This window comes from Pseudomonas sp. PI1, assembly GCF_000812405.1.
Taxonomy (GTDB): Bacteria; Pseudomonadota; Gammaproteobacteria; order Pseudomonadales; family Pseudomonadaceae; genus Pseudomonas; species Pseudomonas citronellolis.
In genome coordinates this window covers 1-25,034 of the sequence record NZ_JWMC01000061.1, presented here as the reverse complement: position 1 = coordinate 25,034, position 25,034 = coordinate 1, and the positions used below count along the sequence as shown (strand labels likewise).

The 25,034-nt window shown below is 68.3% G+C and carries 23 protein-coding genes; 1 reads left to right on the top strand and 22 read right to left on the bottom strand.

Going from position 1 to position 25,034, the window contains the following annotated elements:
• Positions 1-33: 33 nt before the first annotated feature.
• From RN02_RS20140 to RN02_RS20070, 15 genes are all read right to left on the bottom strand, one after another.
• Positions 34-1,296 (bottom strand): OprD family porin, encoded by a 1,263-nt coding sequence (locus RN02_RS20140; protein ID WP_043316213.1) that lies wholly within the window; start codon positions 1,294-1,296, stop codon positions 34-36.
• A gap of 87 nt (positions 1,297-1,383) precedes the next feature.
• Positions 1,384-2,379, bottom strand: coding sequence for an MBL fold metallo-hydrolase (locus tag RN02_RS20135; protein ID WP_043316211.1), 996 nt, complete (start codon positions 2,377-2,379; stop codon positions 1,384-1,386).
• Between the two features lie 190 nt (positions 2,380-2,569).
• Positions 2,570-3,556, bottom strand: coding sequence for an amidohydrolase family protein (locus RN02_RS20130; protein ID WP_009619340.1), 987 nt, complete (start codon positions 3,554-3,556; stop codon positions 2,570-2,572).
• On the bottom strand, positions 3,553-4,125 hold the full coding sequence (locus tag RN02_RS20125) for a 3-hydroxyanthranilate 3,4-dioxygenase (protein WP_043316209.1): 573 nt from the start codon (positions 4,123-4,125) through the stop codon (positions 3,553-3,555). Before RN02_RS20125 ends, RN02_RS20130 begins: the two co-directional genes overlap by 4 nt.
• Before the next feature lie 20 nt (positions 4,126-4,145).
• Entirely contained in the window at positions 4,146-4,571 is a 426-nt protein-coding gene (locus RN02_RS20120; protein WP_043316206.1) for a RidA family protein, read from the bottom strand.
• Positions 4,568-5,356, bottom strand: coding sequence for a 2-keto-4-pentenoate hydratase (locus tag RN02_RS20115; protein WP_009619334.1), 789 nt, complete (start codon positions 5,354-5,356; stop codon positions 4,568-4,570). The genes RN02_RS20120 and RN02_RS20115 overlap by 4 nt, the downstream gene beginning before the upstream one ends.
• 199 nt (positions 5,357-5,555) lie before the next feature.
• Positions 5,556-6,569, bottom strand: a complete 1,014-nt coding sequence (gene mhpE / locus RN02_RS20110; RefSeq protein ID WP_043316203.1) for a 4-hydroxy-2-oxovalerate aldolase — start codon at positions 6,567-6,569, stop codon at positions 5,556-5,558.
• On the bottom strand, positions 6,566-7,498 hold the full coding sequence (locus tag RN02_RS20105) for an acetaldehyde dehydrogenase (acetylating) (RefSeq protein ID WP_043316201.1): 933 nt from the start codon (positions 7,496-7,498) through the stop codon (positions 6,566-6,568). The genes mhpE and RN02_RS20105 overlap by 4 nt, the downstream gene beginning before the upstream one ends.
• Before the next feature lie 147 nt (positions 7,499-7,645).
• A complete protein-coding gene (locus RN02_RS20100; protein ID WP_043316200.1) occupies positions 7,646-8,449 on the bottom strand; it encodes a 2-keto-4-pentenoate hydratase in 804 nt (267 codons plus the stop codon).
• Positions 8,450-8,464: 15 nt separating this feature from the next.
• On the bottom strand, positions 8,465-9,940 hold the full coding sequence (locus RN02_RS20095) for a 2-hydroxymuconic semialdehyde dehydrogenase (RefSeq protein WP_043316198.1): 1,476 nt from the start codon (positions 9,938-9,940) through the stop codon (positions 8,465-8,467).
• Positions 9,941-10,103: 163 nt separating this feature from the next.
• Complete coding sequence (locus tag RN02_RS20090) at positions 10,104-11,363, bottom strand: OprD family porin (RefSeq protein ID WP_043316196.1); 1,260 nt, start codon at positions 11,361-11,363, stop codon at positions 10,104-10,106.
• Positions 11,364-11,562: 199 nt separating this feature from the next.
• The gene (locus tag RN02_RS20085; protein WP_009619315.1) at positions 11,563-12,762 is read right to left on the bottom strand and encodes a benzoate/H(+) symporter BenE family transporter; all 1,200 of its coding nucleotides are present in this window, start codon (positions 12,760-12,762) and stop codon (positions 11,563-11,565) included.
• Between the two features lie 317 nt (positions 12,763-13,079).
• Positions 13,080-14,009 carry a catechol 1,2-dioxygenase gene (gene catA / locus RN02_RS20080; protein ID WP_043267893.1) on the bottom strand — a complete coding sequence of 310 codons (930 nt, stop codon included), beginning with the start codon at positions 14,007-14,009 and terminating at the stop codon, positions 13,080-13,082.
• 54 nt (positions 14,010-14,063) lie between these two features.
• Positions 14,064-14,354, bottom strand: coding sequence for a muconolactone Delta-isomerase (gene catC, locus RN02_RS20075; RefSeq protein WP_009619311.1), 291 nt, complete (start codon positions 14,352-14,354; stop codon positions 14,064-14,066).
• Between the two features lie 37 nt (positions 14,355-14,391).
• Positions 14,392-15,513 carry a muconate cycloisomerase family protein gene (locus RN02_RS20070; protein WP_043266773.1) on the bottom strand — a complete coding sequence of 374 codons (1,122 nt, stop codon included), beginning with the start codon at positions 15,511-15,513 and terminating at the stop codon, positions 14,392-14,394.
• A 154-nt stretch (positions 15,514-15,667) separates the two neighbouring features.
• On the opposite strand from RN02_RS20070, the gene RN02_RS20065 reads away from it, so the two are divergent.
• A complete protein-coding gene (locus RN02_RS20065; RefSeq protein ID WP_043266775.1) occupies positions 15,668-16,540 on the top strand; it encodes a LysR family transcriptional regulator in 873 nt (290 codons plus the stop codon).
• A gap of 9 nt (positions 16,541-16,549) precedes the next feature.
• On the opposite strand, the gene RN02_RS20060 is transcribed toward RN02_RS20065, so the two are convergent.
• The 7 genes from RN02_RS20060 to benA form a co-directional block, all read right to left on the bottom strand.
• Positions 16,550-17,896, bottom strand: coding sequence for an OprD family outer membrane porin (locus tag RN02_RS20060; protein WP_043266776.1), 1,347 nt, complete (start codon positions 17,894-17,896; stop codon positions 16,550-16,552).
• 43 nt (positions 17,897-17,939) lie between these two features.
• Positions 17,940-19,445, bottom strand: a complete 1,506-nt coding sequence (locus RN02_RS20055; protein ID WP_082033840.1) for an amidase — start codon at positions 19,443-19,445, stop codon at positions 17,940-17,942.
• Positions 19,446-19,526: 81 nt separating this feature from the next.
• Positions 19,527-20,855: an MFS transporter gene (locus RN02_RS20050; protein WP_043266778.1), complete on the bottom strand. Its 1,329-nt coding sequence runs from the start codon at positions 20,853-20,855 to the stop codon at positions 19,527-19,529.
• Between the two features lie 165 nt (positions 20,856-21,020).
• Positions 21,021-21,794 (bottom strand): 1,6-dihydroxycyclohexa-2,4-diene-1-carboxylate dehydrogenase, encoded by a 774-nt coding sequence (locus RN02_RS20045; protein ID WP_043266779.1) that lies wholly within the window; start codon positions 21,792-21,794, stop codon positions 21,021-21,023.
• 246 nt (positions 21,795-22,040) lie between these two features.
• The gene (gene benC, locus RN02_RS20040) at positions 22,041-23,054 is read right to left on the bottom strand and encodes a benzoate 1,2-dioxygenase electron transfer component BenC (protein ID WP_043316195.1); all 1,014 of its coding nucleotides are present in this window, start codon (positions 23,052-23,054) and stop codon (positions 22,041-22,043) included.
• A 10-nt stretch (positions 23,055-23,064) separates the two neighbouring features.
• Positions 23,065-23,550: a benzoate 1,2-dioxygenase small subunit gene (gene benB / locus RN02_RS20035; RefSeq protein WP_043266782.1), complete on the bottom strand. Its 486-nt coding sequence runs from the start codon at positions 23,548-23,550 to the stop codon at positions 23,065-23,067.
• A complete protein-coding gene (gene benA / locus RN02_RS20030) occupies positions 23,550-24,914 on the bottom strand; it encodes a benzoate 1,2-dioxygenase large subunit (protein WP_043316193.1) in 1,365 nt (454 codons plus the stop codon). Before benA ends, benB begins: the two co-directional genes overlap by 1 nt.
• Positions 24,915-25,034 lie beyond the last annotated feature (120 nt).

Sequence of the window (25,034 nt, the reverse complement as noted above, 5' to 3'; positions counted from 1 at the left end):
GGCGTTCTTCTCGTTGCTAGGGGGTGGGCCGGCTCAGAAGAGCTTCCAGGTGTAACTGAGGATCAGGCGGTTCTCGTCGACGTCGGTGAGGTAGTTGGAGCGGGCCACGGCGTTGCGCAGGCGGACGTTCAGCCCGGCCAGCGGGCCGCCCTGCAGCGTGTAGGCCAGCTCCAGGTCGCGCTCGCGGTCGCGGCCCTCGAAGCCCCTGCCGGTGTCGACGTTGCTGCCGCGCAGGTAGCGCAGCGTGGTGCTCAGGCCGGGGATGCCGAGAGCGGCGAAGTCGTAGTCGTGGCGCACCTGCCAGGAGCGCTCGTCGGCCGAGGCGAACATGAAAGTGGGCACCTCGTTGCCCAGCGGCGCGACGTTGGGGAACACCCGCGGGAAGCCGTCGTCGCCGAACATGCCCTGGTAGCCGACGTAGAAGCTGTGCCCGCCGCGCCTGGCCGAGAGCAGCGCGTAGAAGGCGCGGTTGTCCAGCTTGCCGAGCAGGCGCTTGCCGTCCTCGTTGGCGTCGTAGTAGCCGAGGTTGCCGCCCAGCACCCAGTCGCCGACGCTCTGGCTGTGCTTGAGGCCGACAAAGCCCTGGCGGTAGATGTCTTCCAGTTGGCCGTACCACAGGCTGGCGCGGGTGCGCTTGGCGTTGAAGTCGTAGTCGCCACCGGCGAAGTTGAAGGCGTCGCTTTCCACCTGGCGGTAGGGCGTCGCGCCGACCATCGCCTGCAGGTCGCTGGTGCCGGCCTCGTTGCGCATGCTGTAGGACTTCAGCCGGCCCGCCTGCAGGGCCAGGCCGGGAATCTCCGCGGAGGCCAGCATGGCGCCCTGGTAGGTCGGCGGCAGCAGGCGGTTGTCGCTGGCCGGCAGCACCGGCAGGTTGGGCTGCAGTTCGCCGAGCTTGAGTTCGCTGTGCGAGACCTTCGCCTTCAGCGCCACGCCCAGGCGGCTGTAGTCGTCCGGCGCGCGGCCGTCGCCGTCCACCGGCAGCAGGCCGGTGTTGGCGCGGTCCGGGCTGCTGTCCAGCTTCAGGCCGAGCAGGCCGATGGCGTCCACGCCGAAGCCCACGGGCCCCGCCGTGTAGCCGGAACGGAAGTCGAGGATGAAGCCCTGGGCCCACTCCTCCGCCTTCGATTGCCGGCTGGCGCCGACGATGTCCGAATAGTCGCGGCTGAAGTAGTAGTTGCGCGCCTGCAGGGTGGCGCTGGCGCCCTCGACCAGGCCCTCGCCGGCCTCGACCTGGGGCAGCGCCGCCAGGGTGCCGGAGGCGAGCACCGCCAGGGATAGTTTGGGGTGATTGCTCATGCTGCTTGCACTCTTCTCGTTGTTGTAGGCAAAGCGTCCCCTGCCACCGGCAGCCCGGCGGCAGGGAATGAGTCGGTAGCGGAGTCGTCAGTTCAGCGGTTCGCGCTGGCGCAACGCGGCGTCGTAGGGCTCGCGCACTACGCCCTTGGGCGTCAGCTCGAAGGCCATCAGGTCCTGGCCGATGACGAAGGAACCGTCGTAGCCCTGGGCCACGCGCGAACGGATGTCCTCTTCGGAAGCGCGGCCGATGTCGCCGCGGCTGTACAGCGAGATGTGCGAGAACACCGCATCGCGCGGGCGCGTTTCGCTGAGCACCTTCGCCACCGTCTCCGGGTTGGCCAGGTAGTCGTAGAAGTGCTTCACATAGTCGGGGTAGGCCTTTTCCAGCTGATGGCTGGCGATCGACAGGGAGTGCACCAGCAGGTCCACGCCCTTGGCCTGGCTAACCAGGTTGGGGGCGTAGGTGGTGTCGCCGGAAAGCACCACCGACCGCCCCGCATAGTCGATGCGATAGCCGTAGGCCGGCTTCACGTAGCCGTGGTCCACCAGGAACGCGGTGACCTTCACCCCCTCTTTGTCGAAGACCACGCCGCCGTCCGCCGCTATGGCCTGGTCGGCGATGCGCGCGGCCTGCGCGTTGGTCTCCTTGCCGCGGATGCGGTTGTTCTCGCTGAACATCTGCTCGATGCCCCGCGCCACGCTGTCGATGCCCTTGGGCCCATAGACCGGCAGGGCCCGGGTGCGCCGGCCGTCGTCGGTAGGCAGCGGCGCGGTGGCGTACAGGTCCGGCAGGCCGGTGAGGTGATCGGAGTGCAGGTGGGTGATGAACACCGCCTCGATATCGCGCAGCGGCACCTGCAGCTGGTGCAGGCGGATGGCCGCGCCGCGCCCGGCGTCGAACAGCAGTTTGTGCGGGCCGGCCTCGACCAGGGTGCTCATGCCGAAGCGGTTGACGTTGAGGATGGGGGTCCCGGTGCCCAGCAGGGTCACCTTGATGCTGTCTTCCGCCGCCGCGGAGACGGGGGCGCCATGCAGCGCCAGCAAGGCGGCGCCGACGGCGCCCAGGATGCGCAGAGCTTTCATCGTGTTCTACCTTCTATTGTTGTTATGGGTCACTTGGCCGGTACCGGCCCGGCACGCCCAGCCATTACCGGCCGCCGCGCCCTGCCGGTCTATCCGCATAGTCGGCGGCTTCGATCCGCTGAGTGCCGCTGCGCTCGCCGCGCCGCCCGGCTCGCGGCCGCCGGGTCGGAAGCCGCCGCCGTATCCCCTTTCAAAGACCGAAGAAAGCCTGGGCGTTGCCGGCGCAGATGCGCGCCTTGTCCTGCTCGCTGAGCTGCGGGTGCTCCAGCACGCCGGCACCGATGCTCTGTTCGCCCAGCGGGAAGGGCGAGTCGGAGCCGAGCATCACGCGGTCGGCGCCCATCACATCCACCAGCAGGCGCAGCGCGCCGGGGTCGAATACCGCCGAGTCGACGAAGAAGCGCTTGACGTAGCTGGACGGCAGCTGCGGGCAGTCCTCGCGGACGATGTCGCGGTGGCGCCAGGCGTTGTCCACGCGGCCGAGCAGGAAGGCGAAGCCGCCGCCGCCGTGGGCGAAGCAGATGCGCAGCGACTCGGGCAGGCGCTCGAAGGCGCCGGAGAGGATCAGCGAGAGGATGCCCAGCTGGGTTTCCGCCGGCATGGCCACCAGCCAGGGCAGCATCCACTTCTTCATGCGCTCGCGGCCCATCATGTCCCAGGGGTGCACCAGCAGCGGGATGCCTTCGTTGGCGCAGTGGCGCAGGAAGATCTCCAGGCCGGAGTCGTCCAGGTCGCGCTCGCCGACGTGGTTGCCGATCTGCACGCCGACGTGGCCGCAGGCCATGGCCCGGCTGGCTTCGCGGCAGGCGGCGTCGATGTCCTGCAGCGGCACCTGGGCCAGCACCTTGAGGCGCTCCGGGGCGATGGCGGTCATCTCCAGGGCGCGGTCGTTCATCAACTGCGCCCAGGGCAAGGCGCGCTCGATGGGCTGGTCGTAGCCGAACATCACCGGGGTGGCGCACATCACCTGGGCGTCCAGGCCCTGCTCGTCCAGGTGCTCGATGCGCCGCTGGGCGTCCCAGAGCACGTCGTGCACCGGGCGGAACGGCTTGTCGCCGAGCATGATCTGCCCGTGGCGGCCCTCGGTGTGCAGCCAGGGCGCGCGCTGCGGGTGCAGGCGCGCGGCCTCGGCCTGAGTGATGCGCGGGAAGAAGTGCGAGTGGATGTCGATCTTCATGGGCGATGGAACTCGTTGAGTGTCTGGTGCCAGGCCTGCCAGTCGCGGCCGGGGTGGATCTCGCCGCATTCGTGGCAGCGGCGTTCCTCGTCGGAGGTGGCGTAGAACTGCTCGTACACCGGCGGCAGGTCGGCGACGATGCTCTGCAACTGCATTTCGTAGCGCTTGATCAGGCAGCCGCAGCGCGCGCAGGACCACTGCAGGGCATCGTGCTGGCCCGCCGGGCGGCGGTGCTCGATGACCAGGCACAGGCTGCCGGGCTCGGGGCGCTGCGGCGAATGGATGACGTGCGGGGCCATCAGGTAGATGTCGCCTTCCTTGAGGTCCACCCGCTCGTAGCGGCCGCGGTCCCAGATGTTCAGGTAGGCGTTGCCCTTGAACTGGTAGAAGAACTCTTCCACCGGGTCGTCGTGGAAGTCGGTGCGCTGGTTGGGGCCGCCGACCACGGTGACCATGTAGTCGCTGTCCTGCCAGATCTGCTGGTTGTTCACCGGCGGCTCGAGCAGGTGGGCGTGCTCGTCGAGCCAGCGGTTGAAATTGAAGGGTGCGCTGAAGTGGTGCTTGTCCATTGTTGTTGTCTCCCAGCGGTTCAACGGGTGCGGGGGGCGTAGGCCACCGCCTTGATCTCGATGCGCAGGTGCGGGTGCGGCAGTTGGTGCACGGCCACGGTGGTGCGGGTCGGGCCGCTCTCGTCGAAGAACTCGGCGTAGACCTGGTTGTAGCCGCCGAAGTCGTTCATATCGACGAGGAAGCTGCTGATCTCCACGACGTCCGCCAGGCTGGCGCCCTCGCTGGCGAGGATGTCGCGGATGTTCTCGATCACCGCGCGGGTCTGGGCGCGGATGTCGAGGTTGGTGGTGCCCATGGCATCCACCTCGACGCCGACGAAGCTGTTGTCCGGGCGCCGCGAGCTGGTGCCGGAGACGAAGAGGAAGTCGCCGGCGCGCTTGATGTGCGGGAAGCGCCCGCGCGGGGTGGCCTTGCCGGCGACCACGGTGGATTTGGTTTCGCTCATGCTGCTGCTCCTTGAGGGTTGCGGACGCTGAAACTGCTCTGCCCCAGGCCCTGGACTTCGACGCTGACGTGCATGCCGGGGCGCAGCGCCTCGGCGGCGGTGGCGGCACCGGCCATCACCAGGCTGCCGGCGGGCAGTTCGATCTGCGCCTGGTGCAGCAGGCGCGAGGCCTGCACCAGGCTGCGCAGCGGGTTGCCGAGGATGGCGGCGGTGGAGCCGGCCTGGACCACGCGGCCGTCCAGGCGTAGCACCACGCCGGCATTGGCCAGGGCGCCGAAGTCCCGCGACCAGGGGCCGACGGTGAGGCCGGCGGAGGAGCAGTTGTCCGCCACCACGTCCTCGAGGCTGAACTTGAAGGCCTGGTAGCGCGAGTCGATGATCTCCAGCGCCGGGGCCACGGCCTCGATGTAGTCGGCGGCTTCCAGCAGCGTCAGCGGGCGGTCGATGGCGCGGCGGGTGAGGAAGCAGACTTCCGGCTCGACGCGCGGGTGGATGTAGCGGGCCAGGTCGACCAGGCCGCCATCCTCTTCCAGCATGGCGTCGGTGAGCCAGCCCCAGATCAGGCTGTCGACGCCCATCTGGACCATCTTGGCGCGGCTGGTGAAGCCCAGCTTGACGCCGATGCTGCGTTCGCCGTCGTCGTAGCGGCGCTGCATGGAAGCGCGCTGGATGCGGTAGGCGTCATCCAGGCTGAAGGGCGTGCTGGCGCTGAACTGCGCCAGCGGTTCGGCATGCCGCGCGGCCTGGTCGAGGGCCTGGGCGATGCGGGGGATGTCGGTGCTCATGTGCACTACTCCTGCGATTTAGGCTTTTCGTAGGATGGGTTGAGCCTGCGAAACCCATCGGGCATGGCGATGGGTATCGCTTCGCTCAACCCATCCTACGGAGGTGTTTCTCCTGCGCCTCCGCCACGTCGTTCCCCTGTAGGAGCGCGCCCTGCGCGCGAATCGCAGGCAGGGCCTGCTCCTACAGTCGAGGTCGAGGTCAGGCGCGGGCGGCCAGCAGGTCCAGGGCCACGTCGACGATCATGTCTTCCTGGCCACCGACCATGCGGCGTTTGCCCAGTTCGACGAGGATGTCCACCGCCTTGATTCCGTACTTGGCCGAGGCCACTTCGGCGTGGCGCAGGAAGCTGGAGTAGACGCCGGCATAGCCCAGGGCCAGGGTTTCGCGATCGACGCGTACCGGGCGGTCCTGCAGTGGGCGCACCAGATCGTCGGCGGCGTCCATCAGCGCATAGAGGTCGGTGCCATGGTTCCAGCCGAGCTTGTCCGCAGCGGCGATGAAGACTTCCAGCGGCGCGTTGCCCGCTCCCGCACCCATGCCCGCCAGGCTGGCATCGATGCGGTTGCAGCCCTCCTCCACCGCGGCGATGGAGTTCGCCACACCGAGGCTGAGGTTGTGGTGGGCGTGGATGCCGGTTTCGGTTTCAGGCTTGAGCACGGCTTTCACGGCACGGAAGCGCGCGCGGATATCGTCCATGTTCATCGCGCCGCCGGAATCGACCACGTAGATGCAGGTGGCGCCGTAGCTTTCCATCAGCTTGGCCTGCTGAGCGAGACCTTCGGGCGTCTGCATGTGGCTCATCATCAGGAAGCCGACGGTGTCCATGCCCAGCTCGCGGGCATATTCGATGTGCTGCTTGGAGACATCGGCCTCGGTGCAGTGGGTCGCCACGCGCACCACGCGAGCGCCGGCGTTGTAGGCGTTCTTCAGGTCATGGATGGTGCCGATGCCCGGCAGCAGCAGCGTGGCGATCTTGGCGTGCTTCACCACGTCCGCCGCCGCTTCGATCCATTCCAGATCGGTGTGGGCGCCGAAACCATAGTTGAAAGACGAGCCTTGCAGACCATCGCCATGAGCCACTTCGATGGAGTCCACCTTGGCCAGGTCAAGGGCGGCGGCGATGGCCCGCACGTCTTCCAGGCTGTACTGGTGACGGATCGCATGCATGCCATCGCGCAGCGTCACATCGGAGATATAGAGTTTCTGGCTCATGCCGAAGCCCCCATTGCCTGCGCCATGCGCTCGGCGGTGGCCAGCGCGGCGGAGGTCATGATGTCGAGGTTGCCGGCGTAGGCCGGCAGGTAGTGGGCGGCGCCTTCCACTTCGAGGAACACCGAGGTCTTCAGGCCGCTGAAGCTGCCGTGGCCGGGGATGTTCAGGTCGGTCACCAGGTCGAACTGGACCTTCTGCTTCAGGCGATAGCCGGGGACGTAGGCCTGCACGGCGGCGGCCATTTCCTCGATGCTGGCCTCGACCTTGGAGGGGTCCACCGCTTCGCTCAGCACGTACACGGTGTCGCGCATGATCAGCGGCGGCTCGGCCGGGTTCATGATGATGATCGCCTTGCCCTTCGCCGCCCCGCCGATCACTTCGATGGCTTTCGAAGTGGTCTCGGTGAATTCGTCGATATTGGCGCGGGTGCCGGGACCGGCGGATTTCGAAGCGATGGAAGCGATGATTTCCGCGTAGTGGACCTTGGCCACACGGGACACGGCAGCCACCATCGGAATGGTCGCCTGCCCACCGCAGGTCACCATGTTCACGTTGCTGGCCGTGAGGTGCTGCTCCAGGTTGACCACCGGCACGCAATAGGGACCAATCGCGGCCGGGGTCAGGTCGATCATCCGCAGCCCGGGCTTCACGCCGAGCAGGAAGGCGTCGTTCTTCACGTGGGCGCTGGCGGAAGTGGCATCGAAAACGAAGTCGATGTCGGCGAACACCGGCAGTTTCACCAGCCCTTCGACACCCTCGTGGGTGGTGGCCACGCCCATGCGGGCGGCGCGGGCCAGACCGTCGGAGGCCGGGTCGATACCGACCATGGCGGCCATTTCCAGATGCTGCGCGTTGCGCAGGATCTTGATCATCAGGTCGGTGCCGATGTTGCCGGAACCGATGATGGCGGCTTTTCTCTTCTTACTCATAAACACCCCTCGAAAAGCATTCGATCAAGAGCAAAGAGCTCGATTAAGAGCGCTGGAGGCTGGAGGCTGGACGAAAGAGCACCGACCTCAGCCGTGGCAGGGATCGCTTGTCGTTCAGCCTCCAGCCTTCAGCGCTTTTTTCGGCTCTTAGCCCTGGAAGGCTGCAGTAACGCGCCCCAACCCCTGGATTTCGGCGCTGAATACATCGCCTGGGCGCACCGCCACCATCGGCCCCAGGGCGCCGGTGAGCACTACGTCGCCGGCGCGCAGCGGCTCGCCCAGGCGGGCCATGGTGTCGGCCAGCCAGAGCGCGGCGTTCAGCGGGTTGTCCAGGCAGGCAGCGCCGGCGCCGACGGATACCGGCTCGCCGCGCAGGCTCAGGCTCATGCCGCAGTTCACCAGGTCCAGCCGGTCCAGGCGCACCGGGCGGCTGCCGAGGACGAAGAGCCCGGAGGAGGCGTTGTCCGCCACGGTGTCGAGCAGGCTGATGTCCCAGTTGGCGACACGGCTGCCGACGACCTCGATGGCCGGCAGGGCGAAGGCGGTGGCGCGGATGATGTCGGCCAGGGTGTGGCGCTCGTGGCACAGGTCGTGTTCCAGCACCAGGGCGATTTCCGCCTCCACCTTGGGCTGCTGGCAGTCCGCCCAGGCGATGGGCTGGCCGTCGCCGCGAGCCATCTGGGCGAACAGGCGGCCGAAGTCCGGTTGGTCGACGCCCAGCTGGCGCTGCACGGCGCGGGAGGTCAGGCCGATCTTGTGGCCCACCGGGCGCCAGCCGGCGGCGATGTCGGCGACGTTGTTGCGTTGCTGTACGGCGTAGGCCAGGTCAAGGGCAGCGGCCCCCTGTTCGTTGGCGGCCTGCTGGACGAGGTCGCGCACCGGCGCGCACGGCTGGCCCTGTTCACGGGCCTGGCGCAGGCGCGCGGCGGCTTCGGCGATGGCTGGATGCATGGGCTTCTCCTGGCCTCAGGGGTTGACGCAGATGGTGGTGAGTTCGGAATAGAAATCCAGCGAGTGGCGGCCGCCCTCGCGGCCCAGGCCGGACAGCCGGGCGCCGCCGAAGGGCGTGCGCAGGTCGCGCAGGAACCAGGTGTTGACCCACACCATGCCCACGTGAATGCGCCGCGAGACGCGGTGCGCACGGCCCAGGTCGCGGGTCCACAGCGAGGCGGCCAGGCCGTAGGCGGAGTCGTTGACGCGGCGCAGCACTTCCTCGTCGCTGTCGAAGGGCGCGACGTGGCAGAGCGGGCCGAAGACTTCCTCGCGCATGCAGCGGGCGTCGTCGGCGAGGCCGGTCCAGATGGTCGGCTGGACGAAGGCGCCGTTGTCGCGCGCATCGCCGAACTTCGGCACGCCGCCGCCGCTGACCACGGTGGCGCCCTCCTCGCGGGCCAGCTGGAAGTAGCCCAGCACCTTGTCGCGGTGCTTGTGGGAGATCAGCGAGCCCATGTTCACGCCATCTTCGTCGGGGTAGCCGATCTTCAGTTTCTCGGCGCCCGCCTTGAGCGCGGCGACGAAGCGCTCGTAGATCGGCCGCTCGACGTAGACGCGCTCGGAGCACAGGCAGACCTGCCCGGAGTTGGTGAAGCTGGAACGCAGCACCCCGGCCACGGCAGCATCGAAATCGCAATCGGCGAAGACCACCGCGGCGTTCTTGCCGCCCAGTTCGAAGGAGACTTCGCGCACGCCTTCGGCGGCGGCGCGCATGATGGTCGAGCCGGTGCGCGACTCGCCGGTGAAGGTGATGGCGTCGACTTCCGGGTGGCGGGTGAGGAACTCGCCGGCGGAGTTCGGCCCGAAGCCATGGACCAGGTTGAAGGCCCCGGCGGGCACGCCCACCTCGTGCATCACCTCGGCCAGCAGGGTGGCGCTGGAGGGCGTGTCTTCCGAGGGCTTGACCACCACCGAATTGCCGCAGGCCAGGGCCGGCGCGACCTTCCAGGTGAGCAGCAGCAGCGGCAGGTTCCACGGCGAGATGATCGCCACCACGCCATGGGGCTTGCGCACCGTGTAGCTGAACACGTCGCTGCCGTCGCCGGTGCGCATCTCGAAGAACTCGCTGCCGCCCTGGCGCACCAGGTCGGCGAAGGTACGGAAGTTCTGCACGCCACGGGCCACGTCGAGGCTGCGGGCCTGGTGCACGGGGCGGCCGGTGTCGGCCACCTCGGCGGCGACGAAGTCTTCGAAGCGCCGCTCGATGCCGTCGGCGATGCGTTCCAGCAGCTCGGCGCGCTGGGCGGCGCTGTAGCTGGCCCAGGGGCCGTTCTGCGCCTGCGCGGCGGCGCTGACCGCGGCATCGACCTCCACCTCGCCGGCCTCGCAGACCTGGCCGAGGACGCGGCCATCCACCGGGGAGACGTTGTCGAAGGTGCGGCTGCTGGCTACGAAAGCTCCGGCGATGTAGTGGCGGAGCAAGGAATGGGACACGGCGACCTCCTGCATAGGCTTGTTTTTCGCCGAGTCTAGGGAGGCCGCCTATAAGCGGATAATCAAAAAAGCGCTCTCAGGTATCCCTTACAGGAATACCGGAAATACCCTCGGGCGCCCCCCTCCATCCGCCCCGGTAGCCGGGGCAGACAGGGGGCCAAGCACCCTCGGGATGGGTTCAGAACAGCTTCCAGGTGTAGCTGAGGATCAGGCGGTTCTCGTCGATGTCGCTGCGGTAGTTGGAGCGCGCCATGACGTTGCGCACGCGCACGTTGAGCCCGGCCACCGGGCCGCTCTGCACGGTGTAGCCGATGTCCAGGTCGCGCTCGCGGTCCTTGCCCTCGAAGCCCTGCCCGGTGTCGACGTTGTCGCCGCTGATGTAGCGCAGGGTGGTGGTCAGGCCGGGCACGCCGAGGGCGACGAAGTCGTAGTCGTAGCGCGCCTGCCAGGAGCGCTCGTCGGTGGAGGCGAACTCGTAGGTCGGCACCTCGTTGCCCAGCGGCGAGACGTTGGCGAACACCCGGGGGAAGGCGCTGTCGCCGAACATGCCCTGGTAGCCGAGGTAGAAGGTGTGCCCGCCATGCCTGGCCGAGAACAGCGAGTAGAAGGCGCGGTTGTCGATGTCGCCGAGCAGGTGCTTGCCGTCCTCGCTGGCGTCGAAGTAGCCGAGGTTGGCGCCCAGCACCCAGTCGCCCAGCGGCTGCGCGTGCTTGAGGCCGAGGAAGCGCTGTTTGTAGATGTCTTCCAGCTGGCCGTACCAGGCGCTGACGCGGGTGCGCTTGGCGTTGAAGTCGTAGTCGCCGCCGGCATAGTTGAAGGCATCGCTCTCGGCCTGGCGCTGCGGCTGGTAGCTGAGCATGGCGAGCATCTTCTCGTCGCCGCCCTCGTTGCGCAGGTGGGTGGAGGTGAGGTGCCCGGCCTGCAAGGTCAGCCCGGGGATTTCGCTGGAAGTCAGCGAGGTGCCCTGGTAGCTGGGCGGCAGCAGGCGGATGTCGCTGAACACCAGCACCGGCAGGTTGGGCTGCAGCTCGCCGATCTTCAGCTCGGTCTTCGAGAACTTCATCTTGCCGGCCACGCCCAGGCGGCTGTAGTCGTCCGGCGCGCGGCCGTCGCCGCCCACCGGCAGCAGGCCGCTGTTGGTGCGGTCGGGGCTGCTGTCCAGCTTCAGGCCCAATACGCCGATGGCGTCCAGGCCGAAGCCGATGGGCCCTGGGGTGTAGCCGGAACGGAAGTCGAGGATGAAGCCCTGGGCCCACTCCTCCGCTTTGGACTGCCGGTTGGGCCCGACGATGTCGGAGAAGTCGCGGCTGAAGTAGTAGTTGCGTGCCTGCAGGGTGGCGCTGGCACCTTCGATCAGCCCTTCGGCCGCGGCCGCCGGCTGGGCGGCGGCCACGCCGATGCCCAGCGCGACGGCGGTCACGCATACGCGATTGCTCATGGTTTTCTCTTGTTCTTATGGTTGTGCGATCCCCTGCCGAGCGACCGGAGGGCCGCGGCTTGGCGCAGGGCGGGGAGTCATGTACCGGCGACGGGGGCCCGGGGCTGTCCGCTTCGATCAGCCGCCCTGCCCTGCTTCCGCTGCCGTGTTGCCTTGGGCGGGCGCCCCGGCCGGGCGCCCGCTTGCCATTGCCCGGTGGTCAGGCGCGCACGGCGCGCGCCTCGCGTCGAGGAGCGCGGCGGCGCACCAGCAGCAGGTGCGCGGCCAGGCCGAAGATCAGGCCCCAGAAGGCCGCCGACAGGCCGAGGAAGGACATGCCCGAGGCGGTGACCAGGAAGGTGATCAGCGCCGCCTCGCGGTCCTCCGGCACACCCATGGCGCCGGCCAGGGCCCCGCCGATGGCGCCGAACAGCGCAAGGCCGGCCAGCGCGGCGATCAGCTCGCGGGGGAAGGCGCTGAACAGCGACACCAGGGTGGCGCCGAACAGCCCCAGCAGCAGGTAGGCGACGCCGCCCACCACCCCGGCGACGTAGCGCCGCGCCGGGTCTTCATGGGCCTCGCGGCCGGTGCAGATGGCCGCGGTGATGGCGGCGAGGTTCAGGCCGTGGCAGCCGAAGGGCGCCAGCAGCAGGGTGCCCAGGGCGCTGCTGGCGATCAGCGGGCGCGCCGGGGTCTGGTAGCCGTCGTTGCGCAGCACGGCGATGCCCGGCACGAACTGCCCGGTGAGCGCCACCACCACCAGCGGCAGGGCGATGTTGAGTAGCGCATGGAGGCTGAATTCAGGGGCGATCCACTGCGGCGTGGCCAGGCCGATCACCAGCGCCGAGGCGTTCAGCTCGCCGCCGCCGATGGCCATGGCACAGCCCACCAGCAGCACCAGGGCCACCGCGTAGCGCGGCGCCAGGCGCTTGCCCAGCAGGTAGGCGACGAACATCGCCAGCACCAGCGCCGGCTTGGCCTGCAGCGAGACGAACAGCTGGGTGCCGAAGCTGAACAGGATGCCGGCCAGCATAGCCGCGGAGATGGCCGGCGGCAGCTTGCCGACCACGCGGTCGAAGGCGCCGGAGATGCCCACCAGGAAGATGATCAGGCTCGACGCCAGGTAGGCGCCCACCGCCTCGTTCAGGCTGATGCCCGGCAGCAGCGCCACCAGCAGCGCCGAGCCGGGCGCCGACCAGGCGATCACCAGCGGCACCTTGTAGCGCAGGCTGAGGAGGATGCCGAGCACGCCGCTGCCGATGGAGATCGCCCACACCCAGGACGATACCGCGGTGTCCGGCAGGCCGGCGCTCTTGGCCGCCTGGAAGATGATCACCAGGGGGCCGGCGTAGGAAATCAGGGTGGCGATCAACCCGGCCACCAGGGCGGACAGCGAGAAGTCGCGGATGAGGTCTTTCATGGCGCCTCACTTTTTCTTGTTCTGCACGCAAGGCTTCGCCGTGCCGGCAAGCCGGCTCGGGACGATGCCTGGGGGTAACACCGTAGCGGATCTCATCCGCGATTCGCGCCGGTGGTTCCGGCTATCGCGGACAAGGTCCTACGGTTCCAGGAAGCACGGCTTTTCGTAGGATGGCGTTGAGCTAAGCGATACCCATCGCCAGGGTCCGATGGGTATCGCAAGCTCAACCCATCCTACGAAGAGCGCTTCGGCGCAAGACAGTTGCTCCTACGCTGTTTCTGGGTCTCCGCGCAGGCGGGAACCCAGTGGACAGCGCCTCAGGCGCCCTGCACCTGCAGCGCACGCGGGCGCTGGCTGCGCTGTTCGTCTTCGGCGCTGGCAGCCTTCTGCAGCTGGAAGCTGAATTCCAGCTCGGCCACGCGGCCGTCGATGCCGCGGACGTTCTCGGCGAACTTCACTTCGCCGACCAGGCCGTCGCGGGTGGCGTAGGCGAAGTCGTCCCACAGGTACTGGTCGCCGGACAGGTTGATCTGGGTGGTCAGGTGGCGGTAGCCCGGCGCCGAGATGAAGAAGTGGATGTGCGCCGGGCGCTGGCCGTGGCGGCCGAGCTGGTCCAGGCATTCCTGGGTCGGGCCCTGCGGGTCGCAGCCGTAGCCGCTGGGGACGATGCTGCGGGCGCGGTAGCGGCCCTCGGCGTCGGTGATGATGCGGCGGCGCAGGTTGTACTCGCTCTGGCTCTGGTCGAAGTAGGAGTAGTTGCCCTTGGTGTTGGCGTGCCACAGGTCGACGGTGGCGCCGGCGATGGGCTTGCCGTCCAGGTCCAGCACCTGGCCTTCGAGGAACATCACGGTGGCCACGCCGTCTTCGCTGCCGTCGTCCATGCGCGCCTCGCCCTCGACGATGGGCGCACCGGCCACGTACAGCGGGCCTTCGATGGTGCGCGGGGTGCCGCCGGTCTTGCCGATCTGCGCGTCCTTGGCGTCATTGAGCAGGTCGATGAAGTGCTCGATGCCCAGGCCCGCCACCAGCAGGCCGGCTTCGCCGCGGCCGCCCAGGCGGTTCAGGTAGTCCACGGCGGTCCAGAATTCGTCGTCGGTGACTTCCAGGTCCTCGATGATCTTCGCGGTGTCCTGCAGCACGCGCAGGACGATCTGCTTAAGGCGCGGGCTGCCGTTGTCGTTGCCGTAGCCGGCGGCTTCTTCGAAGAACTTCTGGATCTCGGCAGTCTGGGAAATCTTCACGGTCATGATGTTCACCTCGTCTTGTTCTTATACAAGGGTTTCGTCGTTGGGGTTCAGGGCTCAGCGGTCATCGGCATGGATGGAGGACGGATGGCGGCAGAGCCCGTCGACCTCGATGTCCATGTAGGGGAACAGCGGCAGTTGCATCAGGGTGTCGTGCAGTTCCTCGACGCTGGCGACGTCGAAGACGCTGTAGTTGGCGTAGTGCCCGGCGATGCGCCACAGATGGCGCCACTTGCCCTCGCGCTGCAGGCGCTGGGCCAGTTCCTTCTCGTCGGCCTTGAGCTGGGCGGCGCGGGCCGGGTCCATGTCGACGGGCAGTTTCACCGTCATCTTCACGTGGAACAGCATGGGGCTTCTCCTCTCTCGAAATCAGGGGCAGCGGAATTCAGGGGCGGCGGAAGCGCTTGAGGCGCTCCTCGTCCAGGCTCAGGCCGAGGCCCGGGGCGTTGGGCACCAGCAGTTGGAAGTCGCGGTACACCGGCGGCTCGCTGACGATCTCCTCGGTCAGCAGCAGCGGGCCAAACAGTTCGGTGTGCCAGGTCAGCTGCTTGAGGGTGAGGAAGGCGTGGGCCGAGGCCAGGGTGCCGATGGCGCCTTCGAGCATGGTCCCGCCGTACAGGGCGATGCCGGCCGCCTCGGCGATCTGCGCGGTGCGCAGCACGGCGCGCGGGCCACCGTTCTTGGCGATCTTCAGGGCGAAGATGCTGGCGGCGCCGTCGGCGGCCAGGCTGAAGGCGTCCTCGACGCTCTCGATGGATTCGTCGGCCATGATCGGCGCCGGGCTGCGCAGGTTCAGGCGCACCTGGCCGGCGCGGTTGATCCGCGAGATGGGCTGCTCGACGAGGTCGATGCCGTTCTCGCCGAGCACCTGGCAGCCGCGGATGGCCTGGGATTCGTCCCAGTACTGGTTGACGTCCACGCGCACGCTGGCGCGCTCGCCCAGGGCGCGCTTGATCGCCACCACGTGCTTGAGGTCCTGCTCCAGCGCATGGGCGCCGATCTTCAGCTTGAAGATGCGGTGGCGGCGCAGGTCGAGCATGCGCTCGGCTTCCTCGATGTCGCGGGCGGTGTCGCCGCTGGCCAGCGTCCAGGCCACTTCCAGGCCGTCGCGCACGCGGCCGCCGAGCAGTTCGCTGACGGCCAGGCCCAGGCGCTTGCCCTGGGCGTCGAGCAGCGCGGTTTCCACCGCCGAGCGGGCGAAGGTGTTGCCCTTGATGGCCTTGTCCAGACGCTGCATGGCGGCGTTGATGTTGCAGGCGTCCTGGCCGATCAGCAGCGGCGCGAAGTGCGCCTCCAGGTTGGCCTTGATGCTTTCCGGGCTTTCGTTGCCATAGGCCAGGCCACCGATGGTGGTGGCCTCGCCGAGGCCCTCGATGCCGTCGCTGCAGCGCAGGCGCAGGATCACCAGGGTCTGCTGCTGCATGGTGTGCATCGCCAGCTTGTGCGGGCGGATGGTCGGCAGGTCGACGATGATCGCTTCGAGGCGTTCGATCAGGGCTTGGGTCATCTCGGGTTCCATATCACGCTAGGCTGCTTGTCGAGGCCCGGCCGTCTGGTGCGGCCGATACCTTCCAGGTCTTTTGTTGCACACCGAAGGATTGCGCCAGCGGTGGCGAGCAGTCCAATATCATTGCCCTCTCGTTCCATACCCTGGAGGTATCATGGAGCTTCGACACCTGCGGTACTTCCAGGCGGTCGCCGAAACCCTCAACTTCACCCGCGCCGCCGAGCGCCTGCACATCGCCCAGCCGCCGTTGAGCCGGCAGATCCAGCAGCTGGAGGAACTGCTCGGCGTCGAGCTGCTGGAACGCGGCCGGCCGCTGCGCCTGACCGAGGCCGGGCGCTTCTTCTACGAGCAGAGCGGCACCCTGCTGGAACAGCTGCAGAACATCTGCGACAACACCCGCCGCATCGGCCTGGGCCAGCGCCAGTGGCTGGGCATCGGCTTCGCGCCTTCGACGCTCTACGCGGTGCTGCCGGAGCTGATCCGCGAGCTGCGCGGCGACGCCGAGCTGGAGCTGGGCTTGCAGGAAATGACCACCCTGCAGCAGGTCGAGGCGCTGAAGAGCGGGCGCATCGACATCGGCTTCGGGCGCATGCGTTTCGACGACCCGGCCATCCACCAGCAGGTGCTGCGCGAGGACCCGCTGGTGGCGGTGCTGCCCACCGGGCACCCGCTGCTGGGCGCGCCGGTGAGCCTGCAGCGGCTGTCCCGCGAGCCCTTCGTGCTGTACCCGGCCAACCCGCGGCCGAGCTATGCCGACCACGTGCTGGCGCTGTTCGCCAACCACGGCCTGGGCATCCGCGTGGCGCAGTGGGCCAACGAGCTGCAGACCGCCATCGGCCTGGTCGCCGCCGGCCTGGGCGTGGCCCTGGTGCCGGCCTCGGTGCAGCAGCAGCACCGCCCGGACATCGGCTACGTCGCCGTGCTGGAACCCGAGGCGGTGTCGCCGATCGTCCTCAGCCGCCGCGCCGGCGATGTCAGCGCCATGGTCCAGCGCTGCCTGGCGCTGATCGAGCAGGTCAACCACTGAGCATGCCACTCAGAGCAGCCTCAGGGGCGCGTCGATGATCAGGCGGAACTCCTCCAGGTTGCCCTCGATCTGCCCCGCGCTGGCGCGGTGCCAGATGTAGCCGGTCGACAGGCCGACGCCGCGCAGCGGCCCGGATTGCACGGCGTAGCTGAACAGGCCGCCGACCTCGTAGTGGCTCTCGCCCTTCTGCCCCAGCACCGAGTTGTAGGCCGCGCGGGGACCGCCGTCGTAGCCGCTGCCGTCGATGCCCCAGCCCTTGACGTACCAGAACAGGCTCTTGAAGCCCGGCAGGCCGTAGGGCGTCCAGTCGGTGCCGTAGCTGACCTGGAAGGAGCGCTCGTTGGGCCCGTTGTAGTACGAGAGCATGGCGTTGGGCAGGTCGAAGGCGTTGGACTCGGCGGGAAAGTCGAAGTACTCGTCGCCGTCGATCTGCTGGAAGGCCAGCTTCAACGTGTGGTTGGCGTAGCCCGGCGCGACGCTCGCGCCATAGGCCCGCTGGCCGATGCGCCCGGCGTTCTCGCGGCCGCTGGAGCGGGTGTCGTAGAAGTCCAGGCGCAGGCCCAGGTCCAGCTCGCCCAGGCGGTAGCGCTGCGCCCAGCCGGCGTAGGTGCGGTCCCAGATGTCGTCGAAACGCGACAGGTAGAGGCTGGCCCGGCCCCGCTCGCCGAGGCGGTAGTCGCCGCCGGCATAGGCGATCCAGTCGCTTTCCACCAGGCGCGTGGCGAAGGTCAGGCTCAGGTCCTGGCTGCCGGCGCCGGTGCGCGGCGTGGCGCGCTGGAAGTGCCCGGCCTTGAAGGTCAGCCCGGGCAGGTCATGGCTCTCCAGCGAGAAGCCATCGAAGGAGGCCGGCAGGGTGCGGGTGTCGGCGTAGCTCATCACCGGCGTGCGGATCTGCTGGCGGCCGAGCTTCGCCTCGGTTTCGCCGGCTTTCAGCTTGAGCGCGGCGATGCCCACCTTGCCCCACTGGTCCACCACCTCGCCGTCGCGCTCCACCAGCAGGCGGGTGCTGCCGCCGGCCACCGCTTCGCGGCTGCGTTCCAGGGCCACCGCGCCGTACAGCGAGAAGTCCATGCCCAGGCCCTGCTCGCCCTGGCTGTAGCCGGACCGGTAGTCGAGCTTCAGGCCCTGCAGCCAGGCCACGCGGTCGCGCACCGGGCGCCCGCCCTCGTCGTCGGGCACCCGGAAGTAGCTGTCCTTGCGGGCGATTTCATGGGAATACCAGTGGCGGGTGTTCAGCACCAGCGAGCTATCTTCGAACAGGCGGCGCTCGTCGGCCAGGGCCAGTTCGGCGGTGAAGGGCGCCAGCAGCGCCAGGGGGCCGGCGAAGCGCCGGGCCCGGGTTTCGCTTATGTGCATCGGGTCATGCCTCTTCATTGTTGTTGTCGTCTGGCATGGGCGCTCAGACGGGCCCGGTCTGATAGGCGCGCGGCATCCGCGCCGCCGCCTCGATCACGGCGGCCACCTGGAAGCAGCGGTCCTCGCGGTAGTGGTCGGCGATGACCTGCACGCCGGCCGGCAGGCGCTCGCCCTGCAGGCCGCTGGGCACGCTGAGCGCCGGCAGGCCACTGAGCGCGACGCTCATCAGGATCGCCTGCTGGCGCATGATCTGTGCCATGGCCGCGCCGCCCTGGGCATCCAGGCCCCAGGGCAGCGGCGCGCTGGCGGACACCGGGGCGATCAGCGCGTCGTAGCGCTGGAACAGCGCGCGCCACTTCACCCGCAGGTTGTTGCGGGTGGCCAGCGCGACGACGTATTCGTCCAGGCCGGTCTCCGGCGTCGCCTCCAGCATGCCCTGCACGGCCGCCTGCAGCGCCTCGCTGCCCTCGCGCCGCATGACCGGCAGCAGTTGCAGGCGGATCTCGGTCATGACGATGCGCAGCCAGGTCTGGGTGGCCAGCTCGTGGTCCGGCAGGCTCACCGGCTCGACGCGGTAGCCGGCGTCCTCGAGCATCTTCGCCACCGCCGCCAGGTTGTCCCGCACCGAAGCGTCGAGGGGGATGCCGGGCAGTTCGTTGACCAGGCCGACCACCCGCTTCTCGCGCGCCTCGGGCGACGCCACGGGGCTCACCCAGTTGGGGTCGGCGCCGCCGCTGCTGGCCATCGCCAGGAAGGCCAGGCGCGCATCGGCCACGCTGCGCGCCAGCGGCCCCTGGGTGGCGATCTGCTGACCGGCGAAGCCCAGGCCGAGCCCGGGGGGAATGCGCCCGACGCTGGGGCGCAGGCCGACCACGCCGCAGGCATAGGCCGGGTAGCGGATGGAGCCGGCGATGTCGTTGCCGTGGGCGATCGGGCACATGCCCGCGGCCACGGCCGAGGCCGCGCCGCCGCTGGAGCCGCCCGGGGTGATGTCGGCGCGCCAGGGGTTCAGCGTGCGGCCGTACAGCGGGCTTTCGGTGTACCAGCGGAAGGAGAACTCCGGCGTGCTGGTCAGGCCGATGATGACCGCGCCGTTGTCCAGCAGGTTCTGCACCACCGGGCTGTTGTCGGCGGCGATGTTGTCGCGGCGCGCCAGCAGCCCGTTGGTGTTGGGCTGGCCGGCGACGTTCTGGTTGACCTTGACGGTGACCGGCACCCCGTGCAGCGGCGGCAGCGCGTCGCTACCCCGCCGCTGGTCGGCGCGCTGCGCCGCGCGCAGGGCCTCGTCGCGCATCTCGTGGACCACCGCCTTGAGCCCGGGGTTGGCCTCGGCGATGCGCCCGAGGCAGCTTTCCACCGCCTCCCGGCTGCTGATGGCGCCGCTGGCGATGCCGGCGGCCAGCTCGCTGGCCTGCCATTGCCACAGCGGCGCATCCGGCAGCGCGAGCGCCGCCTGCCCTTGCTTCACGCTGGCGGCCAGCGCGTTCCTGCCGAGCAACAAGCCGGCGAACAAGGCCGCGGCACCGGTCATGAAATCTCTGCGTTGCATGCTGTTCCCTCCTTGGCTCCCGTCAGCGCGGAAGCCTGCGGCGGGTGCCGGAGTGGCCGGCCCCGCCCTTCCGTTGTCGGTTCAGGCCCGGGCTTCGGCCAGGGGCGCGAGCACCCGCTCGCTGCGGCTGACCAGGTACATGGCCAGGGCCGCCAGCGCGCCGGGGATGGCGAAGGCCATGAAGTTCAGGTGCAGCGGCAGCTCGATGGCCAGCAGCGAGCCGCCCAGCAGCGGGCCGACGATGGCGCCGTTGCGGCCGATGCCCGAGGCCCAGCCCAGGCCGGTGGAGCGGATGGCCAGGCCGTAGAACTGCGCGGCGGTGGCGTAGAGCAGGATCTGCGTGCCGATGGTGGTGGCCCCGGCGATGCCGATCAGCAGGTAGAGCACCGGCATCGGCGTGTTGAAGCCCAGCAGAGTGATGGAAACGGCAGCGGCGACGAAAAACAGCGCCACCACCTTGGGCAGGTTGAAGCGGTCGCCCAGCCAGCCGCCGAAGATGGCCCCGAACATGCCGCCGAAGTTCAGCGCCAGCAGGAACGACAGGCTCGAACCCAGGCTGTAGCCGGCGTTGGCCATCAGCTTCGGCAGCCAGGAGCTGAGCGCGTAGACCATCAGCAGGCAGCAGAAGAACGCCACCCAGAGCATCAGGGTGCGCAGCGCGCGACCCTCGCGGAACAGCTCAAGCACCGGCGCGCCCTGTGGCTTGCTCTCGCCCAGGTGCAGCTCGGCGGCCTCCTCCAGGGTGGTTTCCGGGGAAATGCGGCGGAGGATGGCGCGGGCCTGTTCGGTACGCCCCTGGCGCAACAGGAAGCCCACCGACTCCGGCAACTGCCAGAGGATCAGCGGCAGCATCAGCAGCGGCAGCAGCGCGGCGAAGAACATCGCCTCCCAGCCGAAGCGCGGCAGCATGTAGATGCCCACGCCGGCGGAGAGCATGCCGCCCAGCGAGTAGCCGCTGAACATCACCGCCACCAGGGTGCTGCGCAGTTTCCTCGGCGCGTATTCGTTCATCAGCGCTACCACGTTGGGCATCAGCCCGCCGATGCCGAGGCCGGCCATGAAGCGGCAGATGCCGAACTGCGTGGGGTTGCTGGCGAAACCGTTGACCACGGTGAAGCCGGAGAAGAGCACGAAGCAGATGGCGATGCCCTTCTTGCGCCCGACCTTGTCGGCCAGCGGGCCGAAGAACAGCGCCCCGGCCATCATGCCGAACAGCGCGTAGCTGCCCAGCGCGCCGGCCTGCAGCGGGGTCAGGCCCCACTCCTTCATCAGCACCGGCAGCACCACGCCGTAGATGAACAGGTCGTAGCCGTCGAAGATCAGCAGCAAGGCGCACCAGGCCATGACCATCCAGTGGAAGCGGCCGAAGCGCGCGTTGTCGATGACGTCGTGTACGTCGATTTTCCGCATGGCATCACTCTCTTTTTTGTTGTTGTGCGAGAAGCCGTTGGGGCCGCGTCGTGGGCGGTCCGTCTTTGCGTAGGATGGCGTTGGGCCGGAGGCGCTACCCATCGCCTCGGGTGATGGGTATCGCTGCGCTCAACGCCATCCTACGGGTTGGTTCGGGTCGGGTTTTCAGCCCAGGTCGCCACCGCCTACCGGCAGGGTCACGCCGGTGATGTAGGAGGCTTCGTCGGAGGCCAGGAAGAGGATGGCGCCGACCTGTTCGTCGATGCTGCCGTAGCGCTTCATCAGGCTGCTGTTCACGGTCTGGTCGACGATCTGCTGGTACCAGACCTTCTCCTGCGCGCTCTGCTCGGCGGTGTTGCGTGGGATGCGCCGCGGCGGCGCCTCGGTGCCGCCCGGCGCGGTGGCATTCACTCGCACGCCACGCTCGGCGGTCTCGAAGGCCAGGCAGGCGGTCAGCGCGTTCACCCCGCCCTTGGCCGCGCCGTAGGGCACGCGGTTGACGCCGCGGGTGGCGATGGAGGAGACGTTGACGATGGCCCCGGCGCCCTGCTCCAGCATCGGCACCAGGGCGGCGCGGCAGCACCACAGGGTGGGGAACAGCGAGCGGCGCACCTCGGCTTCGATCTCGTGTTCGGCGTAGTGCTCGAAGGGCTTGGCCCAGATGGTGCCGCCGACGTTGTTGACCAGGATGTCCAGGCGGCCGAAGCGTTGCACGGCTTCGTTGACCACGCGCTGGGCTTCGGCGAATTGCTCCAGGTCGGCGGTGAGGGTCAACACTTCGGCGTGTTGGCCGAGTTCGTCCTGCAGTTCGTGGACCAGCTCGGAGCGGTCCACGGCGACCAGGCGGGCGCCCTCCTCCGCCAGACGCTCGGCGACGCGGCGGCCGATGCCCTGGGCGGCGCCGGTGACCAGGGCGACTTTGTGGGGGAATCTGTTCATGGGTACCTCGGTTGGGGTTGCGTCCTGGGATTACGTGCGTGGCCTGGCTGCCCTCTCCCCCCGCCCTGGCTGCGCGCCCCGCTCCGAAGGGAGAGGGAGCTTGTCCGTGCCTGCGTCATCCAAGGTTTCAACCGGCAGCTCCGTGTATGCCGAAACCTCCGGCTGAAGCCATGCAGACCAGCAGCTCAGGACAGTCCCCTCTCCCTTCAGGGAGAGGGTTAGGGAGAGGGGCTCTTAGCCACCCGTTCAAGCCGCACTGGCCGCAAACTTCTCGTAGTAGAAATTCGCCGGCGTAATCCCCTGCTCGCGGATGTACGCGCTCACCGCCTCGACCATCGGCGGCGGGCCGCACAGGTAGATGTCCACCTCGCCTTCGTTGAGATGCGCAGGCGTGATGTGCTGGGTGACGTAGCCCTTGTGCGGGTAGCTGCTCTCGGGGTTGGCCACGCAGGCGCTGAAGCTGAAGTTGGGGATGCGCGCGGCGAAGGCTTCGAGCTTGTCCAGTTCCACCAGGTCGAAGTCGTTGGTCACCCCGTAGATCAGGTGCAGCGGGTGTTCGCTGCCCTGCTCGGCGATCTTCTCCAGCATCGCGGTGAAGGGCGCCAGGCCCGTGCCGCCGGCCAGCAGCAGCAAGGGCCGCTTGATGTCGCGCAGGTAGAAGCTGCCCAGCGGGCCGGCCAGTTCCAGGCTGTCGCCGGCCTTGGCCAGGCTGGTGAGGAAGCTGCTCATCAGCCCGCCGGGCACGTTGCGGATCAGGAAGCTGACCTCGCCGCCCTTCTGCAGCGAGCTGAAGGAATAGGCGCGGCTCTGGCCGCTGCCCGGCACCTGCAGATTGACGTACTGCCCCGGCAGGAAGGCCAGCTTGCTCAGGGACTCGCCCTTGACCGACAAGGCGATGGTGCTCTCGGACAGCTGGCGCACCTCGCTGATGGCAGCCTGGTAGCTGGCCTGCTGGGTCTTGCAGACGTCCGAGGCCGCCGGCACGCGCACCACGCAGTCGCTTTCGGCGCGCATCTGGCAGGTCAGCACGTAGCCTTGCTCGGCTTCTTCCTCGCTCAGCGCATCCTCGATGTAGTCCTGGCCCAGGTCGTAGCGGCCGGCTTCGGCGAAGCACTTGCAGGTGCCGCAGGCGCCGTCGCGGCAGTCCAGCGGGATGTTCACGCCCTGGCGGTAGGCCGCGTCGGCGACGGTTTCGCCGGGGTTGGCGTCGATGAAGCGGGTGACGCCGTCTTCGAAGTTCAGTGCGATCGAATAGCTCATGGCGGCCACCTCAGATGTGGTAGATGTCGATGACCTGGCGGACGTAGTCGTTCTTCAGCACCACCTTCTTCGCCTTGATCAGCGGGTTCTCGCCACGCAGGTCGAGGGTGTAGAAGCTGGTGCCGAAGTAGCTGTCGGTGGTCTTGTAGCGGAAGCTCAGGGTGTGCCAGTTGAAGCGCACCTGGCAGATGCCGTCTTCCTCGCCCAGCACTTCGATGTTGCTGATGTTGTGCGAGGTGCGGGTGTCCGGCATGGTCGCGCTGGAGCGTTCGGTCTTGATGCGGAACACGCGGTCTTCCAGGCCGCCGCGGTTGCCGTACCAGATCAGCGAGATTTCCCGCTGCGGGTCCTGGGTCAGCTCGTCGCGGTCGTCCCAGGCCGGCATCCAGAAGCTGGCGTCGCTGGCGTACAGCTCCAGCCAGGCGTCCCAGTCCTTGTCGTCGAGGTAGCGGGCTTCGCGGTAGAGGAAGTCGCGGACGGTTTCGTAGCGGCTCATCACACGGCCTCCTCGAGCGGAATGCGCCTGGCTTCTTCGGCGGCCAGGGCTTCGCTCATCGCCTGCAGCCAGTACTTGTGCTGCAGCACGAACAGGCCTTCGTCCTCGGTGCGCACGCCGGACAGTTGCGGGTGCAGGTCGATTTCCTGCGCGGCGGCATCGGCGCCGTCGATCCAGTGCGCGGCCCCGCGGGACATGTCGTTCCAGCCTTCGGCGCTGCCCTGGTAGGCCTGCTGGCAGGAGCGGAACTCCTCCAGGTCGTCCGGGGTGGCCATGCCGCTGACGTTGAAGAAGTCCTCGTACTGGCGGATGCGCTGGGCGCGGGCCTCCAGGCTCTCGCCCTTGGGCGCGATGCAGTAGATGGTGATTTCGGTGCGGTTGACGTCGATCGGCCGGGCGATGCGGATCTGCGAGCTGAACTGGTCCATCAGGTAGACGTTGGGGTACAGGCAGAGGTTGCGCGAATTCTGGATCATCCAGTCGGCGCGGGCCTGGCCGAAGTCGGCGGCGAGCTGTTCGCGGCGCTCGAAGGCCGGGCGGTCCTCGGGGTTGGCCCAGCGCGTCCAGAGCAGCATGTGGCCATGCTCGAAGGAGTAGAAGCCGCCGCCGTGCTTGGCCCAGCCGCCGGCGCTCATGGTCTTCACTTCCTCGCCGGCCTCGCGCTGCTTGCGCTGGTTCTGGGTGGCGGCGTAGTTCCAGTGCACGGAGCTGACGTGGTAGCCGTCGGCGCCGTTCTCGGCGGTGAGCTTCCAGTTGCCTTCGTAGATGTAGCTGCTCGATCCGCGCAGCACTTCCAGGCCTTCGGGGGACTGGTCGACGATCATGTCGATGATCTTCGCCGACTCGCCCAGGTGCTCCACCAGCGGGCGCACGTCGGGGTTGAGGCTGCCGAAGAGGAAGCCGCGGTAGGACTCGAAGCGGGCGACCTTAGTCAGGTCGTGGGAGCCTTCGCAGTTGAAGCTCGACGGGTAGCCGGCCTCGGCCGGGTCCTTGACCTTGAGCAGTTTGCCGGAGTTGTTGAAGGTCCAGCCGTGGAACGGGCAGGTGTAGCTGGAGCGGTTGCCCGACTTGTGCCGGCAGAGCATGGCGCCCTTGTGGCTGCAGGCGTTGAGGAAGGCATTGAGCACGCCATCCTTGTTGCGCGCGATGAAGATCGACTGGCGACCGATCATGGTGGTCAGGAAGTCGTTCTTCTCGGGAATCTGGCTTTCGTGGGCGAGGTAGACCCAGTTGCCTTCGAAGATGTGCTTCATCTCCAGTTCGAACAGGCGCGGGTCGGTGAACATTTCGCGCTTGCAGCGGTAGACGCCCTTGGCGGGGTCTTCTTCGAGCAGGGAACGCAAGTAGTCGATACCCAGGGTCATGGCCGGGGCCTCCGTTGTTATTGTTCAGGCAGGCTCAGGTTAGGGCTGGGTGGGCGGGGGCAATATCCGCTTTGTGCAGAGCGTTATCCGGTTTTTGCAGGCGGGGGTGCGGGGGGGTTC